Origin of the sequence: Spiroplasma sabaudiense Ar-1343, from assembly GCF_000565215.1 — a bacterium.
GTDB classification, from domain to species: domain Bacteria; phylum Bacillota_I; class Bacilli_A; order Mycoplasmatales; family Mycoplasmataceae; genus Spiroplasma_B; species Spiroplasma_B sabaudiense.
This window is the reverse complement of record NZ_CP006934.1, coordinates 287,521-304,273: the sequence shown is the minus strand read 5'-3', so window position 1 is coordinate 304,273 and position 16,753 is coordinate 287,521. Positions and strand designations below refer to the sequence as shown.

Genomic DNA, 16,753 nt, shown 5'->3' with positions numbered 1-16,753 from the left:
TTTATTAATATAAAAGCTCTTATAATAATACTACTTTTAATAACAATTTTCAAAAAAATAAAAAATACCAGCAAAGTGGCATTAGAAGTAATTTAAAATTTCGTTTGGAGTTTCAATTAAAATAGCACCATTTTTTATTAAATTATTTGAAAAATTATTTGAATAAATTTCTTCTGGGATAGCATATATTTCTTTACCAGAATCAATTAAACTTTCGATAGTAGTTTTAAAGCTTAAAGTTCTTGAACCCCCAATTACTAGAGTCTGTCTAGTAATTCCAGAAAATAAGCGTGACTGATATTTAAATTCTGGATCCAGTAGTTTTTTATAATAATTTTCAGCAATAATTAAGATGTTATTGTTTTTCTCATACTTTTTAATTACTTCACTATTTTCTTCAATAAATTCTCTTAGTGGAGAGTTAATTACAAAAATAGTTTTAATATCATATTTGAGGATTTTGGCAAAGTTTTCATTTAACCCCTCAGTAATCATAAAGATAACAACTATTTTTTCTTTTGCAAAGTAGTTTAAATAATTTTTCATAACTTTTATTTGATATTTGCTGGGGTTTTGATTTATCAAAATGCCTAGACTTCTTTTATAAGATTTTAAAAAATCTATGCAACCACTGTGAAAAAATACAAAGGGCGGTTTAGGAATTTCCTTTAATCAAATTGGGTAATTTGCATCAAGAATAGTTACCGCCGCAGTTTGCACCTCCGGAGTTAAACCTTCAACATCAGAGATTGAAATTTTTTCCTTTTTCTCTAATGACTTATAGATTGAATCCCATACACCAGAATGTTTAATTGCAAAATACAAAAGTATTTTTTTCATTAATTTAAATAAATTATTTTACTTGCTATAATTTCGTTTGCAAAAGTTGATAAATCACTGTTTCCGAATGACTGAATGCGTCCTTCAATTCCCAAATAAGCTTGGTCATGAAGACCAAACTCATCAATAACAGTGTTTGATCAAGCCTTTATATTGATGAAGTCATCAATAATTTCTCCCATTTTATTTTTAAAAGGTTTTGGGGTTCTTAATGTAAATTTGTATAATTTTTTTTCACCATCTTTTGAAGTGTAGACGATTTGTGGTTCGCCTTCCATTTGACCAATTACAATAACATTATTCATTTTCTTGCCTCCAATTACCATTCGTTAAATAATCTTAATTTTGTCAAACTAAATCATAAAATTTAAATAAAAAAATCTTCAAAATTTTGAAGATTTTTTTATTAATTTAATTCAAGAAAATCATTTAATTGGTGGCTTAATCTCTCAAATTTTGCTTTGGCTTTTTCCATTGTTTCATCAACTGTGATGTAATAAATTTTAATTTTGGGTTCTGTACCACTGGGACGAACAGCCAATCAAGAGTTATCTTCAAAGTAAAATTTCAATAAATCCTGGCCAGGCATATTGTAGAGACCATCAATATAGTCTTCAATATTTTCAACTCTTAAACCGCCAAGTTCAGAAAAAGGCTCACTACGTAATTTTTTCATAATTGGCGCTACTTTTGATTTCATTTCCTCGGGTTTGAAATTCAAATTGATTGTGTCTGTATAATAATAGCCAAATTTCTGATAAATTTCATCTAGAACATCTAATAAGGTTTTGTTTTGAGTTTTGTAATATCAAGTTGCCTCAGTTAACATTATTGCTGCTTGAATTCCGTCTTTATCGCGAGTCGAAGAATCCAGAACATAACCAAATGACTCCTCGTAAGCAAAAACAAAATTCAAATCTCGTTGAGGCTCTTTTAAAATTTCAGAACCCATTCATTTAAAACCAGTTAGAGTTTTAATTACTTTAACATTGTAGCTTTCACTTGCAATTCGATCACCTAAATCACTTGTAACAAAACTTGAATAAAGTGCTGGATTTTCTGGTAAAGTTTTGTTTAATTTTTGTTGACTTAATTTTCAGTTAATTAATAATGCCCCGGTTTCATTTCCGTTTAAACGAATAAATTCCTGAGGTTTTTTAGGATTTGGAATTGCAATTCCAATTCGATCAGCATCTGGGTCATTAATAACTATTAAATCTGCTTGATGTTTTTTTGCATAGTCAATCGGGTATTTTCATGCTGGCTCAAATTCAGGATTTGGGTTACCAACATTCCTAAATGAAGGATCTTCAAAAGCATGCTCTTCTACTTGGATAACCTCATAGCCATATTTTTTTAAAAGCGGTGGAACAAATTCAATTCCCGTACCATTTACATTTGAATAAACAATTTTAAAGTTGTCACGCTTAGATTTTTTAAAAAATTGCAGATTGGCAACCATTTCAACATACGCGCCGATTGTAGCTTCTCCGACTGTGTCCATTAACTTCATATTTGGTTTATATGTTCATCCAATAATATCTTCAATATTTTCCATTTCTGCTGCAATGACATCAGTGTCTTCTGGCATTAATTGACAACCAAATTCGTCATAAATTTTATAACCATTGTACTGAGCTGGGTTATGACTTGCGGTGATAACAATTCCCCCAATGCAATTTAATTGCTTTGTTGAGAAACTTACGACAGGAGTTGGTTTCATTGCATTTTCTTCAAACAAAAAGGCTTTAATCCCAAAACTTGTTAGTATTTCAGCGGCTAAGTTAGCAAAAACTGTTGATTGATAACGGTTGTCATGACCCACTACAACACCACGCTCTAATTCGTTTGGATATTTTTTAATTAACAACTTAGCATAGCTGATTGTTACTTTTTTAATTGTATATAAATTAAATCGACCAGGTCCAGCTCCTAAAATCCCACGAATTCCAGCTGTTCCAAACTCTAATTCAAGTTCGAATGCAGCAGCTAACTCTTCATCGCTTGCATTTAGTAGCTGTTCTTTAATATCCTTGTCAAGAAATTGATGATTAATTCATGATTTATAAATGCTGTCATTTTTATCAAATTTCATTTTAATGGCCTTCTTTCAAAATTTTTATAATTGGTTTATAGGTTTTTCTATGGATTGGCAAAACTCCTAGTTCTTTAACAAGTTTTTGATGAGCAATTGTACAATAGCCTTTATGCTTGTCAAACTGATATTCAGGATATCTTTTAGCATATTCAAGCATTATTTCATCTCGTGTGACTTTGGCTAAAATGCTAGCAGCTCCAATTGTTTGACTTAAATTATCACCTTTAATAATTGCTAAATTTCTAACTCCAGGAACTGTAACTCGCTCACCATCAGTTAATGCTAATTGTGGGACAATTTCTAATTGAGAAATTGTCTCGATCATTCCTTTACAGCTTGCCTGCTTCGGATTAATTCTATCAACTTCGCTGTGATCAATGATACTTATTTTATAATCTATTGCAATGTTAACTAATTCTTGATATAGAGAATCTCTTTGTTTGGAACTCAACAATTTTGAATCCTTAATTCTTTCATTATCATAGTCACTGGGTAAAATTATGGAGGCTACAACAACCGGACCGGCCATGGCTCCTCGGCCAACTTCATCAGATCCAGATATCAAATTTACACTTTCGGAAAATCTAATATTTTGATCAAATAAAAAGCGTTTATTGGCTGATTTCATTAATTAAATTCGGAATTTTTGATTCATCAATTAAAAATTGTGGGTTTTCAAAGCTAATATTTGGAATTTTATGTTTGAATAAATCAATTATAAAAACTTCCATTACTCTTTCAATATCCCAAACCCCATCAAGGATTGCTCACTTATTTTTCATTGCAGTAAGTTCTAAAATTTTTATTGTATCTTCTTGGGTAATTGGCCTTTCAAAAAATAATTTTTCACCAAAATAGTTTTCTAAAGCACCTTTATAGTTATTGTACAAATTTTGTAAAATTAAAAACACAAAACGTTCCTGGGGTAGAACCTCCCTTTTGATGGCATTTATTGCCGCCAAGTTAATAGCCTCTTTTTCGCTACTAAACTTTGAAGGTAAAATTCCGGGAGTATCAATTAGAGTAATATTTTTATCCAAACTAATTCTTTGCATTCCTCTTGTTACACCGGGTTTATTTCCAATTTTTAATTCTTTACCTTTTGACAACCTTGAAATTACTGTTGACTTTCCAACATTTGGTACGCCAATTACTAGAACATTAATTTGAGGATTAACAATTCCCCGACTTTTGTCACGGTTTTGCTTTGCTAAAGTTATCTGATTTATTAGTTTAACTACATCATTTAAAATTGGAACAGATTTATTCTTAATTAAAAAAACGAAATTTCCATTTGATTCAAAATAATTTTTTCAGGATTCCACAACTTTTTGATCGGCTAAATCACATTTTGTAAAAATTATCAATTTGCTTTTAGTAGCTAAAATTCTTTTAAAAATTGGATTTTGTGAAGAATACGGTGCTCGTGCATCAACTATTTCAATTATTAAATCAACAACAGGAATTTGATTTTGGATCTCCTTGATCGCCTTATTCATATGACCAGGAAATCAATTAAAAAGAGCTTTTTCTGATTCCATTAATCCACCCCTTTACTAATATATTTTAACTTATTTTCGAACAATACGGGTAAAAGCCTAGAAATTATTCAAAAAAAAACAATTTTTAAAAAAGATAATTTTTTAAAAATTGAAACTTAAATAATACAATATTACTTAGGCTTTTTTTCAACGCTTGCGCCTTTAACAGGTCTTGCAGTAACAATTTCTTTAATTCTAGCTGCTTTTCCTGATAATTTTCTGATGTAGTAAATTCTCGCACGACGAACTCGTCCTCGTTTGATTACTTGAATTGAGTCAATTATTGGCGAATGTAACGGGAATGTTCTTTCCACAGCTACACCATTTGAAATTTTTCTAACAACAACTGTGAAAGAAACTCCGCTTCCTTGAGTTTTAATTACTAATCCTTCAAAGGCTTGAATACGAAATTTTTCCCCTTCTTTAATTTTTACATTAATTTTAATGGTATCACCCGATGAAAATTTTGGTAAATCATTGCGTAATTGGCCATTTATAAATTCTGATGTTACTTTTGACAATGCATTCATTTATTTGTCTCCTTCCGTTTTTATTTTTTGGTAAATTTTTTTTTGATAATCTGATAATTTTTGTTCATTTAATAAATCTGGTCTTTTTAATAGCGTATTTTTTAAAGCCTGCTCTTGGCGAAAATTTTCAATATTTTTGTGGTGCCCAGAAGTTAATACTTCTGGAACCTTAAATCCTCTAAAATCAATTGGTTTTGTATAAACAGGGAAATCAAGTAAATTATTTTCAAAGGTTTCTTGCAAGTAGCTCTCTGAAGTGATTACTCCAGGGATGATTCTAGTTATTGAATCAACAACTACCAGAGCCGCCAATTCTCCTCCTGTTATCACAAAATCACCGATTGATAATTCAATATCCACAAAGTTTAAAATACGTTCGTCAAAACCCTCATAATGGCCTGCAATCAAAATTAAGTGTTTATACTCTCTACAAATTTTTTTTGACATTCCTTGATTTCAGGTCTTTCCTTGTGGGGATAATAGTGCAACTAAACTGTGGTCTTTTTTCACACTTTCCAAAGCTAAGACAATTGGCTCAATCATCAGCACCATGCCTTTGCCACCACCATATTGATAATCGTCAACTTGGTTATGAGGCGAGGTAGCAAAACTTCTTATATCTATAATTTCTATATCAATTTTATTTTTTTCCTGAGCCCGCTTCATAATTGATTCTGACAAATAACTTTCAACTAAATTGGGAAATAATGTTAAAATAGAGAACTTCATTACATTAACCCCTCAATATTTTGTGAAAAAACTTTCAAGACTTTGTCATCTATAGATTTAATAAAATAATCAACAAGCGGAACTAAAAAACTTTTAGATGAATCAATGATATTAATTCTAATTAATTTTTGAGCCGAATTTGATAGCTCTTCACTAACTACACCAATATTTTTGCCATTAAAGTCAACTTTATAGCCAACTAAAGTTTTAATTTTGACAACTAAATCATTGGGAAAAACTATTTGAACTAAGCAGTTGATTAGGTTTTGAACCTCTGAAATAGAATTATAATTTTTAAGTTTTATAATTAAATGCTTATTTTTATAATAGCTTTTCTCAATAATTACAGGCACTAGAAGTTTTTTTGAATCTTCAAGATAAAGAACCTGATTATCTCATTTTTCTAAATCCTGATAAGAGCTGTCAATTTTAAACTTCAGCTCTCCTTTTATTCCATGACTCGTTGAAATACGACCGACATACTTTAAATTTTCTTTAAAATCCACTATATACCTCAAACAAAATTTCTAATTTTGCATCTAAGTTAATCTCTTGAAGATTTAATTTTATTAGATTTTCAATTAATGAAAACAATTCATCTTGATTTTTTATTGACTCTTCAATTGCTCGTTGGGCAATTACGATTAAAAATCGATAACTTTTAGAGTGATTTGTTAACTCCCTAACCTCAAAATTTGAGTCATTACCAAACAATGCAATTAAAAGTGATCTTATTTTTTTAATAAGCATTATTATTTTTATCTAAAATAGCCGTCATCTATTTTTTAGGCTTTTCAATATTTTTTTTAGCTTCTAACTTAAAATTATGGTATTCTGTCATGATTCCTTGTTTAGAAAAAATATTGCGAACTGTATCTGTTGGTTGTGCTCCATCATTTAATCATTTTAAAGCAATTTCTTTTTTGATACTTACTTCTCCATTGATTGGATTATAAGTTCCTACCAATTCAATGTATTCTCCATCACGTTTTACACGAGCATCTGAAGCAACGATTCTATAAAAAGCCGCTCTTTTTTTACCAGCTCTTTTTAGTCTTAATTTAACCATTTTTTACCTCCTTATTTCAATACTCTAATATCTTATAGAAAAGGTAATTACTTGTCAAGCAAAAATACTTGACAAGTAATTATTTATGGTACTTTTGATTATTAATTATTTTGAAAGCTCTATAAATTTGCTCCAACAGCATTACTCTTATAAGTTGATGGGGAAATGTTGCATTACCAAACGATAATTTCTGATGAAAGTTTTTTTTAAATCTCGGACTAAAGCCGTCGCTAGGTCCAATTATGAAGGCCAGTTTAGCATTTTTCATATTTTTATTATTATCTACTATTTTTGAAAACTCGGGTGAGCCAATATTTACGGCTTCATTATCTAATAAGATTATCTCAAAGTCGTGCAATTTTTTTTCAATGATATCATTAACTTCGCGTTCATGGACTGCTCCAATTTTTTTGCTATCTCCGTGAGTTTCTTCCAACAGCTCTGTAATTTGCAAATTGGTGAAATTTTTTAATCTACTTAAATAGTCCTCAGTCGCTTCTTTAAGATATTTCTTATCCATTTTGCCAAAAGCAATTATATGTATTTTCATAATAAATCCTCTTTTAAAATTATACCAATATTTGCTATAATTATTAAGAAATGAGGTTTTTATGAATTATATTTGATTTAAAAAGAATGAAAATAAAGATTATTGGGAAATTGCTAAAAAAATTAGAATAGAGGTCTTTTGTGTTGAACAAGCTGTTGATGAGGTTTTTGAAATTGATGAAATTGATGAAAATGCTTGACATTTAATTGTTGAAAGTGATAATCAGTTTATTGGTGTGGGTCGAGTTTTTCAAAGATCGGAAAATCAATGAGGTCTTGGACGATTGGCTATTTCCAAAGATTATCGAGGTCAGGGTCTAAGCGAACCCATTATTAAAGAAATGGTGGATAAAATAACTCAACTTGGAGGTCAAGAAATTTTGATTCACGCGCAAGCATATATTCAAAAAATTTATCAAAACTTCGGCTTTAGCACTACAACCGGGGTCGTTTTTAAAGAAGATGGAATTGACCATATCGAAATGAAATATCAAATTAAAAAATAGCAACTTATGGTTGCTATTTTTTAATCATCATCACTTGATGAAGCTTGTTTTGGAGTTTTCAATTCCTTATTATTAAGATTTTGTGTAGCTTCTCATTTTTTATACCTTTCTAACTTAACTTCTTCTGGGAATTTTTCGTTTACTGCATTAAAAATTTCTTTAGAGTCAACTGTTGCTAATTTAGCTCAATCTGGTTTTTGATTTGCTCTTAAAAAGTCATTTAAATTAAGCTCTTTTAGAATTATTGCTAGTCTTTTAGGGCTTGAGGTTGAATAAAGCATTTCGCGGCATCGGTTTTTTGCTGAAAACACTCCGATAATTCCAAAAACCATTGCAAATAATAGTAAAACAGCTAGATTTTGCAAAATAATTAAATTGTCTATTAAGTTTTGGCCGTTAATTGAAAGACCATAAATGATTGCTCCTTGACCATGGATAGAATAAGTGTATGGCGCTATATAACTCAAAACTTGAAAAAAGGAATGTTGCATAAATGGTGCAAAAGTTCCTCATCCAGAAGATAAATTTATTACCAAAAAGATAATGCATAAAAATTTTCCTACAGTTTGATCTCTGAAACTAAATCAAAGGGCATTAATTATTATTGTAAAGACTGTGGCTGTAAAAAGCATTCATAAAAATAGCCATCCAAATGAGGGTCCTATTACATGAAATCCTAAACCTAAAATTGAAATCATTAAAATTGTTGTCTGAATTAATGAAGTAGCTACCATTAGTGTCAACTTTCCAAAGTAAAAAGAAATGTTAGACGCTGATTCAACTCTCTTTTTGCGATCATATATAAAAGTTTGCATTAAAGCACCGATTCATACACCAATACACAAGAAGAATTGTCCTAGACCAATCCCATAGACATTGGTGTTAGAGCCATCAATTTGACTTGTCAAAAAATTTGAAAAATCAGGCACTAGTTTAATTCCGGCCTCAATAGTATCTAGAATTTCCAGTAGTGCTGTTTTAATTGCTCCTCCAATTACTGGGGGAATAATATTATCCAAAGTTATACTATTTATCATTTCTTTTAAACTATCTGCAACCACTTTTGGACCTGTTTCAAAAATAATTCCCGTTTTAAAGTTGTCAAATAAATACATGAATTGACCAAATAAAAAGTTATTTTTATAAGTTGATCAAAAATTGATTGGATTATCCGCAAAAGAAGACCATAAATCATTTTTTAAAAAACTTGTTTTTTTAGAACTGATAAATTTTTGAGCACTTAATTTATCCAAATAATTAATGAAATTAAAAGAGATGTCTGAAGGAATTTGTATCTGGGCTCAATAAGTTTTTGTGTCCAGGGTCTCTCACCCTCCATTATTTGGTTTATCGATTGCCAGTTTTTTGGCCGCTTCTCCATTAACATAACTTATATTTGTCAATTTCATTTCTTCACTCGCAGCAATTGTGAACTTTTGATTTTTATCATTAAAAGTTATTCCTGAAACATTATTGCCTTTTCAAGAGTTTAAAAAATTATCAACAATTGAGTATTTTGCAACTGCAAAATTTGTTGAATCTACTTCAATTTTAGATCCAGCATAAGTAATGACAACATCTCCGGGTTCTAAAATCCCAAAATCAAAATCAGTTTTATCAATTAAAAATTCTTCTCCATTTTTAATATATTTATAAGCTCCCCCGATTTGAGGTTTGCCATCTTTATTTACTCCCGATACTAAATTAACTTGTTGGTCATTACTTACAATAGCAATTGGTGCTTTTCCAATATTTGGAATTGGATTCCAAAATGCTCAAATGCATATAAAAGCATATAAAAAGGGTACAAAACAAATTGCCACAAATTTTACAATTCTTTTCTTGCTACTAAAAACCCTTTCTTGAAATTCAGCCTGAACTATTTTTCAATAGTTTTTCATATTTCTCCTTCTCTCCTGATATATTAAAAATTACGCTGAAATTAAAACATTCCACCGCCAAAACCTTTACCACCCATTCCTTTTAAGTTTGGCATTCTTCCCGATTTTAATTGTTTGGTCATTTCCATAACCTGCTTTTTACCCTTATCAAATTGTTGCAATAACTCGTTATATTCCTTTTCGGTTCTTCCAGATCCCTTAATTATACGATTTTTACGGTTTATTGCTTTTAAGACACGTGGTTCACGGCGTTCTTTTAAAGTCATTGAATTCATTAAAATGTTAGCGGTAAATAATTTCTTTTGTGCTGCTTCAAGTTGTGACTCACTAATTTTTTGTGCTCCTGGAATCATTTTCATAACCCCACCAAGATTACCCATCTTAGCAACTTGAGCTAATTGATTTCTCAAATCCTCTAAATCAAATTGCCCCATAAACATTCGTTTCATGGTTTTTTCCATAGTTCTTTGATCAACAACTTCAACTGCCTTCTCGAATAAAGTATCAACATCGCCCATCCCCAAAATTCTGTCAGCCATACGTTTGGGATGAAACTCTGATAATGCCGAAATACCTTCACCTTCCCCAATGAATTTGACAGGAAGTTTTGTCATGCTAGTAATTGATAGGGTTGCTCCTCCTCGAGCATCACCATCAAGTTTTGTAACAATAACTCCAGAAAGTTTTAATAAATCATTGAACTCCGAGGTTACATTAATTATGTCTTGACCTGTCATTCCATCAACAACGATTAATATTTCTTGAGGTGATGTTGCTTTACGAATTTCGTTTAATTCCTTCATTAACGGTTTATCAATTTGAAGCCTACCTGAAGTATCTAAAATTACTACGTCGAAATCTTCTTTTTGAGCGTATTCAATTGATTCTTTAGCTGTTTTTATTGGATCATTTTTTCCGCGCTCAAAAGTTGCAATATTATTTTTAGCACCAATTTCAACCAATTGATCAATGGCACCTGGACGGTAAATATCAAGCCCGACCATTAAAGCCTTTTTATTATATTTTTTATCAATCAAGTGAGCCAGCTTACCAACCGATGTTGTTTTTCCGGCCCCTTGTAAACCAACCATCATTATTACAGATGGCCTTTTAGAAATTTCTAATCCCTTATTTACTTTTCCAAGTATTTCAGTTAACTCTTCGTGAACAAGTTTTACCATTTGTTGATCTGCTCGAACACCTTCTGCAATATATTGACCAGTTGCTTTAGCTTCAATTTTCTTAATAAAACTTTTAACAACTTCTAAATTAACGTCCGCCTCGATTAAAGTTAGCCTTATCTCACGTAATGTATCCTTGATATTATCTTCTGTTAGAGTAGATTTTCTCATATTTTTTTCAATAGATTTTTTCATTCTATTTGCTAAAAAGTCTCCAAATCCCATATTTACACCTCACCAATCATCTAATAAATTGTATATCAAAAAAATCAATTTATTTGTTTTTTTATAAAAAATATCTAATTTTAATAATTAAAAAATAAAAGTCCCTAAATAGGAAATTACATTTCCTATTTAGGGTTTTATTTTCCTGCTTAATATTTAAAGTTATTAATTAAAGTACTGATTTTATCTAATAATTTTAACTTCTCGACGTTCCCTAATTATTGTCATTGTAATTTCTCCTGGAATAACAACTTCTTTTGATATTAGTTCTTGAAGGTCGTTTAAAATTCCAACTAGCTGTCAATCTTCAACAATTTCTGGATTAACTATAATTCTTATTTGACGACCAGATTGAATTGCATATGCGCTTTGGACCCCTTCAACAGAGGTTGCAATTCGCTCAATGTCCGCCATTCTTGTTAAAAAATCTTCAACTGAATTGTTTCTTGCTCCTGGTCTTGAAGCCGAAATAGAATCTGCAATCGATACAATTGCAGCAATTAAATCTTCACGAGGAAAATCACCGTGATGTGATGCGATTGAGTTTATGACTATCTTATCTTCGCGATACTTTTGAGCAATGTCAATACCTAAAACTACATGACTTCCAATTTCCTCGAAATCCACCGCTTTGCCAATGTCATGTAGCAATCCTGAACGGACTGCAAGTTTTGTATTTAATCCTAATTCTGAGGCAATTGCTCCCGAAATTTTTGCAACCTCAATTGAATGTAGTAAGGCATTTTGGCCATAACTTGTTCTAAATTTAAGCTTGCCAATTAATTTAACAAGTTCTAGGTCCATATCAAAAATTCCTAAATCCTCAATAACTTTTGTTCCGGTTTCAAGAATAATTTCGTGAACCTCTTTTTGTTGTTTTAATATTTGTTCTTCAATTTTAACTGGTTGAATTCTTCCATCATTTATCAAAGCGTTCAAAGCTCTTGTGGCTATTTCTCTGCGTATAGGATTAAAGCTAGAGATTATTATGACGTTTGGGGTATCATCAATTATTACATCAACTCCACCAAATGTCTCTAAAGCTTTAATGTTTCTTCCTTCTTTACCAATAATTCTACCTTTAATATCATTGCTTGGTAACTTTACATAACTTATTGTCTTCTCAGCAACAATGTCCACAACATATTTTTCCATCGCTTCAACAATTAGTTCAGTTGCCAAGTTTTTGGCTTTATTTGTTGCTTCCAATTGTTGTGTTTTAATATATGAATTTAATTCTTTTTTAAATTTATGTTCAACGCTTTTAAAGAGAACTTCTTTAGCTTCGTTTTGAGATATTTGCGAAATCACTTCTAATGCCGAGATAACATCTTCTAATTTCTTTTCATACTCTTTTACTTTGTTATTTGAAAGTAATTCCCGATTTTCAATTACTTCTTCTTTAGAAATTAAATTTTTTTCTTGAATTGCAACTTCATTCGCTTTTTTTTCAAGATTTATTTCTAAATTTGTAATTTCGTGCTTTTTTTCAATTATTTTCTTTTCTGCTTCGTTTATTATTTCTGTAGCTTTAATATTTGCATCTGCAACTGCAGATAAAACAATTTTTTTAGCTTCGTCTTGTGTTTTTTTTAATAGTCGTTGTCGACGTTGGCTAAAGCACATTACAAGTATCGCAGCTATCGCAGCTGTGAATAGTACTGTAAGTGCAATAATAACCTCAACGGCTGTTCTTGAGCTCATTTTGTTCTTACCTTTCTTTGAAAAGCAAGTGGATTTGTGTTTTACCACAATTAAATAATACTCTTTTTCTAACTAAAAGTATACCAATATTAATAACAAAAAAACTCCCAGAGGAGTTTTTTTGTTATTAATTAAGCGTTTTATTTGACAAATGTTGCGTACTCATTTAAAGCTATTCTGTTTTTTTCACGATTATTGCCTGGAAAATCAATATTTGGCTTTCCAATTGCCAAAGCTATGACAGGGCGACGTCCCTGTAAAAGAAGATTTAATTCATTTAAAACATTTGTTAAATCAGAAATGCTAAATCCAGTCATGATGGTTGTTCCTAAATTCAATTCTGTAGCTCTTAGTGCCATAAAACCAATTTGAATTGCTGCATTCATTAAGTCATATTCTTCTTTTAATTCAATATTTGGATAAACTTTCAACAAATGTTCTTTTAACTCTGTTCGCTTTGGTTCAGCAATTTTTGAATTATTCAACAATTTTTCGTCAATTAATGCCCCGTTATTTTTTTCATACATTTTTGTTTTAATTCCAACTAAAACAATAAGGGCGCTTGCGGAGTTAATATTATCTTCATTATAGCCTTGGAATGCTTTTGCGACTTTAGATTTTAGCTTATCTGTACTAAATACCAATGCTTCCACTTGCTGAAGACCAAATCCGCTTGGAGCCAGGCGACCAGCATCAATAATTTCTATTAAATCTGATTCACTAATTTTAAAATCTTTTTCATAACGTTTTACTGTTTTTCTTTCTTTTATTAAATCCTTTAAAATACTCATTATTAACCTCTTGTTGTTATTAAAACTCTTTCTAGTTCTTCGCATATCTCTTTATACAAATCTTGGTTGATAGTTAGTCAATTTTTAACAGCATCGCGTCCTTGACCAATTTTGGTATCTCCATAAGAATATCATACTCCAGATTTATTTAATATATTGTAGAGAGAGGCTAATTCTATTATTTCTGACATTTTATCAATTCCCTTATTATAATTAATTGTGATCTGAGTGACCTTGAAAGGGGCTGCTAGTTTATTTTTAACTACTTTGATTTTAACTTTGTTAGCAATTGGATTACCATTTTCAGAAATGGTTTCACCTTTTCTTACATCCAAACGAATCGAAGAATAAAATCTTAGCGCTCTTCCCCCTGGCGTAATTTCGGGACTACCGAAAATAACACCAACTTTTTCTCTTAACTGATTAATAAAAATTACAACAGTCTCTGTTTTTGAAATGATTCCGCTTAGTTTACGCAGTGCTTTGGACATTAAACGAGCTTGAAGACCAATTGAATGATCCGACATTTCTCCCTCAAGTTCTGCCTTTGGCACTAATGCAGCAACAGAATCTAAAATAACAATATCTATCACATTTGATTTTACTAGCATTTCCAATATATCCAAAGCTTGCTCACCTGAATCTGGCTGCGATACCAATAAGTTATCAATGTCAACCCCAATTTTTTTAGCATACAACGGATCTAAAGCGTGTTCTGCATCAATAAATGCAGCCTTGCCGCCAGCCTTTTGCGACTCCGCAATTGCATGAAGACCTAAAGTGGTTTTTCCACTTGACTCAGGACCATATATTTCTATAATTCTTCCTTTAGGATAGCCTCCAATACCAATTGCATCATCTACTAGAAATGATCCACTTGAAATAGTCTTGATGTTTTGATTATTTAAATCCCCCAATTTCATTATTGAGCCCCGACCAAAACTTTTTTCAATCTCATTTATAACATTTGATAAAATTTCTTCTTGTGTCAGGTTTTCGTTTTTATCTTTTTCTTTTGATAAACTCATAAAAACCTCACTTTTTGATTCTTTTAATTTACTATACAAATTATCGCCTCCAAATAAATTATCGTGCGATAAATTTAAATTTTGCAATACAAAAACAATCTAATTTAAATATTTAAAATATTTCTTGGAATTCAAGATTTTGATTATTATATAAATATTCGATATCATCAAAAACTTATATAATAAAATGAGGTTTTATTATCATAACCCACGTTTTGTTCCTATTTCTAGGTATCAATCATCTATCTACCATTACGGTTCAAACATTGGTTCAATTCCCTTTGTTTAATTCCTCTACCTAAATTTGAGTTTCTTGCTTGTGGAGTTTACCCGTTCCATTTCCTGGTTTCCCAATACTCGTCTCTGTGGCACTTTATTAGTTTTTCCATAAGTAAACTTTTAGGAAAAATACTAGTCATCACCCAAAAGGTGTCCAGGGTTATTTTTTTCCCTAGCACAATCACTACTTTCATCGCAGAAAGTGCAAGCGTGGAGTTTCCTCTACAATAATTTTTCAATTGCAGCGATTGATTCAAATACAACCTCAACAATTATTTTACACTATTTTTGACCTAAATTTTGCTTTTCTAAATTTGCAATTCTTTTTAAAATTGAACTACTATTAACTCCGCTTCGAGCAAGTTTTTCTAATTGTTGCTGTGATAATTGTAAACTGGCAATAATTTTTTCATTTTCATCAAGTAAATTTTGATTCTCGTGTTCAAGAGAAATGACTTTATCGCGCATTTTTTGTTTTTCAAATTCTAAAATTTCATAATCTCTTGTTATTTCATCTAAAAAAAGATCAACTTCCTCAACTTTATAACCTTTAAATTCTACAGTAAAATCTTTTTTTGCAATGTCTTCTTTTTTATATTTAACGTAATTCACTGTACACCTCTTTTATAAATTAATTTTATCAAATTCTTGGCTAAATTTAAAAAAATAATACGAATAAATTTTGAGGAGATAAAATGAAATGAAACTTAAATAAAGGAATGTTCCTTGAAACTGTTATTAATCATGCAAATAAATACTATCTTAACAACAATATTGCTCTGGTTTCTAAAATTAATGTTAATATTAATCTTGTTAAAATTGAAGATAAACAGATTACTAAGGCAAATTTTTCACAAAATTTTAATTGTGATTATATTGGATTATTTCAAGGAACCTACTTGGAATTTGAAGCAAAAGAAACCTATAAGGACCATTTTTCGTTTATAAATCTAAAAAAACACCAAGAAGAGAAACTTGTAAGTGTTACTCAGAACTTTGGATTGGGTTTTGTAATTATTTACTTTCACAATTTTGATCAATATTTTTGTGTTAACATTTTAAAATTGGTCTGACAAGCAAAAGAAAATAAAAAAATTCCGTATCTTTGATTCAAAGAAAACGCAATTGAAATATTTATGAAAAATGGTCTTTTGCTTGATTATCTATCAGGGGTTAGTCGATTAATCAATTGTATTTAGTCAAGGCCTTTGGTTTAGACTTTAAATTTGTTTTAATTATTTTTTCTAGACTTTCGAAATCATGAACATTATTTACAGCAATTAAATCAATTAAGCTTGGAATTGAAATATTTTTTTCCAAGTTTTTTTTCAAGCTATCACTTTGTTCGTTTGTCATTGGTATTTGAAAACGATCTTTGATTATTTGCACCACATCAATTTCATCCTCAGAGTCTGAAATTGAATTCTCACAAATAATCGCCAACTGATTAAAAAGCGGAAATAAGTTAATGACAGATTTTCCTTTATTATTTTCAATTTTAATAAGTTTTAATTTAACTAATTTCAAAATTTCTTCATCAATTTTTTCGGTTGTCAAGGTCATATATTCACTAAGTTCCCTTGCGGTAATGAATTTTCTATCATCATTGGATAACTGCATTATTAACAAAATAATTAGAACTTGATTTTCATTTAAACCAATTATTTTATAGTAAATTAAAAGTAAACTTCTTTTATGAATAATGCCTGTTTTAATTAAATTTATTAACATATTAAAATCCCCTCAAACATTAAAATGTTGCTTACAGCAACATTTTAATTT

The 16,753-nt window shown here is 30.2% G+C and carries 20 protein-coding genes and 1 other RNA gene; 2 read left to right on the top strand and 19 right to left on the bottom strand.

Annotated features, from left to right (window positions below):
• Positions 1–81 precede the first annotated feature (81 nt).
• From SSABA_RS01450 to SSABA_RS01400, 11 genes are all read right to left on the bottom strand, one after another.
• Entirely contained in the window at positions 82–840 is a 759-nt protein-coding gene (locus SSABA_RS01450) for a DNA-processing protein DprA (RefSeq protein ID WP_025250823.1), read from the bottom strand.
• Positions 840–1,145 (bottom strand): single-stranded DNA-binding protein, encoded by a 306-nt coding sequence (locus SSABA_RS01445; protein ID WP_025250822.1) that lies wholly within the window; start codon positions 1,143–1,145, stop codon positions 840–842. Before SSABA_RS01445 ends, SSABA_RS01450 begins: the two co-directional genes overlap by 1 nt.
• A 101-nt stretch (positions 1,146–1,246) precedes the next feature.
• Complete coding sequence (locus tag SSABA_RS01440) at positions 1,247–2,935, bottom strand: phospho-sugar mutase (RefSeq protein ID WP_025250821.1); 1,689 nt, start codon at positions 2,933–2,935, stop codon at positions 1,247–1,249.
• Position 2,936: 1 nt separating this feature from the next.
• A complete protein-coding gene (locus tag SSABA_RS01435; protein ID WP_025250820.1) occupies positions 2,937–3,566 on the bottom strand; it encodes a ribonuclease HII in 630 nt (209 codons plus the stop codon).
• On the bottom strand, positions 3,550–4,479 hold the full coding sequence (gene ylqF / locus SSABA_RS01430; protein WP_025250819.1) for a ribosome biogenesis GTPase YlqF: 930 nt from the start codon (positions 4,477–4,479) through the stop codon (positions 3,550–3,552). Before ylqF ends, SSABA_RS01435 begins: the two co-directional genes overlap by 17 nt.
• A 131-nt stretch (positions 4,480–4,610) precedes the next feature.
• The gene (gene rplS / locus SSABA_RS01425; RefSeq protein ID WP_025250818.1) at positions 4,611–5,009 is read right to left on the bottom strand and encodes a 50S ribosomal protein L19; all 399 of its coding nucleotides are present in this window, start codon (positions 5,007–5,009) and stop codon (positions 4,611–4,613) included.
• The gene (gene trmD / locus SSABA_RS01420; RefSeq protein ID WP_025250817.1) at positions 5,010–5,738 is read right to left on the bottom strand and encodes a tRNA (guanosine(37)-N1)-methyltransferase TrmD; all 729 of its coding nucleotides are present in this window, start codon (positions 5,736–5,738) and stop codon (positions 5,010–5,012) included.
• The gene (gene rimM / locus SSABA_RS01415; RefSeq protein WP_025250816.1) at positions 5,738–6,244 is read right to left on the bottom strand and encodes a ribosome maturation factor RimM; all 507 of its coding nucleotides are present in this window, start codon (positions 6,242–6,244) and stop codon (positions 5,738–5,740) included. Before rimM ends, trmD begins: the two co-directional genes overlap by 1 nt.
• Positions 6,234–6,488 carry a hypothetical protein gene (locus SSABA_RS01410; protein ID WP_025250815.1) on the bottom strand — a complete coding sequence of 85 codons (255 nt, stop codon included), beginning with the start codon at positions 6,486–6,488 and terminating at the stop codon, positions 6,234–6,236. The genes rimM and SSABA_RS01410 overlap by 11 nt, the downstream gene beginning before the upstream one ends.
• A gap of 28 nt (positions 6,489–6,516) precedes the next feature.
• A complete protein-coding gene (rpsP, locus tag SSABA_RS01405) occupies positions 6,517–6,807 on the bottom strand; it encodes a 30S ribosomal protein S16 (protein ID WP_025250814.1) in 291 nt (96 codons plus the stop codon).
• A gap of 79 nt (positions 6,808–6,886) precedes the next feature.
• A complete protein-coding gene (locus SSABA_RS01400) occupies positions 6,887–7,357 on the bottom strand; it encodes a 23S rRNA (pseudouridine(1915)-N(3))-methyltransferase RlmH (protein ID WP_025250813.1) in 471 nt (156 codons plus the stop codon).
• Between the two features lie 61 nt (positions 7,358–7,418).
• On the opposite strand from SSABA_RS01400, the gene SSABA_RS01395 reads away from it, so the two are divergent.
• Positions 7,419–7,862: a GNAT family N-acetyltransferase gene (locus tag SSABA_RS01395; protein WP_025250812.1), complete on the top strand. Its 444-nt coding sequence runs from the start codon at positions 7,419–7,421 to the stop codon at positions 7,860–7,862.
• Between the two features lie 20 nt (positions 7,863–7,882).
• Here SSABA_RS01395 and SSABA_RS01390 read toward each other — a convergent pair whose 3' ends face one another.
• The 7 genes from SSABA_RS01390 to SSABA_RS01365 form a co-directional block, all read right to left on the bottom strand.
• Positions 7,883–9,763, bottom strand: a complete 1,881-nt coding sequence (locus SSABA_RS01390) for an ABC transporter permease (protein WP_025250811.1) — start codon at positions 9,761–9,763, stop codon at positions 7,883–7,885.
• Between the two features lie 41 nt (positions 9,764–9,804).
• Positions 9,805–11,169 (bottom strand): signal recognition particle protein, encoded by a 1,365-nt coding sequence (gene ffh / locus SSABA_RS01385; protein ID WP_025250810.1) that lies wholly within the window; start codon positions 11,167–11,169, stop codon positions 9,805–9,807.
• Between the two features lie 183 nt (positions 11,170–11,352).
• Entirely contained in the window at positions 11,353–12,873 is a 1,521-nt protein-coding gene (gene rny / locus SSABA_RS01380; RefSeq protein ID WP_025250809.1) for a ribonuclease Y, read from the bottom strand.
• A gap of 140 nt (positions 12,874–13,013) precedes the next feature.
• On the bottom strand, positions 13,014–13,664 hold the full coding sequence (locus tag SSABA_RS01375; protein WP_025250808.1) for a nitroreductase family protein: 651 nt from the start codon (positions 13,662–13,664) through the stop codon (positions 13,014–13,016).
• Between the two features lie 2 nt (positions 13,665–13,666).
• Complete coding sequence (gene recA / locus SSABA_RS01370) at positions 13,667–14,692, bottom strand: recombinase RecA (RefSeq protein WP_025250807.1); 1,026 nt, start codon at positions 14,690–14,692, stop codon at positions 13,667–13,669.
• A gap of 199 nt (positions 14,693–14,891) precedes the next feature.
• Positions 14,892–15,231: RNase P RNA component class B (rnpB, locus tag SSABA_RS05065), an RNA gene on the bottom strand.
• Positions 15,232–15,253: 22 nt separating this feature from the next.
• On the bottom strand, positions 15,254–15,583 hold the full coding sequence (locus SSABA_RS01365; RefSeq protein ID WP_025250806.1) for a DivIVA domain-containing protein: 330 nt from the start codon (positions 15,581–15,583) through the stop codon (positions 15,254–15,256).
• An 83-nt stretch (positions 15,584–15,666) separates the two neighbouring features.
• Between SSABA_RS01365 and SSABA_RS01360 the strand changes: the two genes are divergently transcribed.
• Entirely contained in the window at positions 15,667–16,170 is a 504-nt protein-coding gene (locus SSABA_RS01360) for a Holliday junction resolvase RecU (RefSeq protein WP_025250805.1), read from the top strand.
• Here SSABA_RS01360 and SSABA_RS01355 read toward each other — a convergent pair.
• Positions 16,145–16,702, bottom strand: coding sequence for a DnaD family protein (locus tag SSABA_RS01355; RefSeq protein ID WP_025250804.1), 558 nt, complete (start codon positions 16,700–16,702; stop codon positions 16,145–16,147). The two genes, SSABA_RS01360 and SSABA_RS01355, sit on opposite strands and share 26 nt — an antisense overlap.
• Positions 16,703–16,753 lie beyond the last annotated feature (51 nt).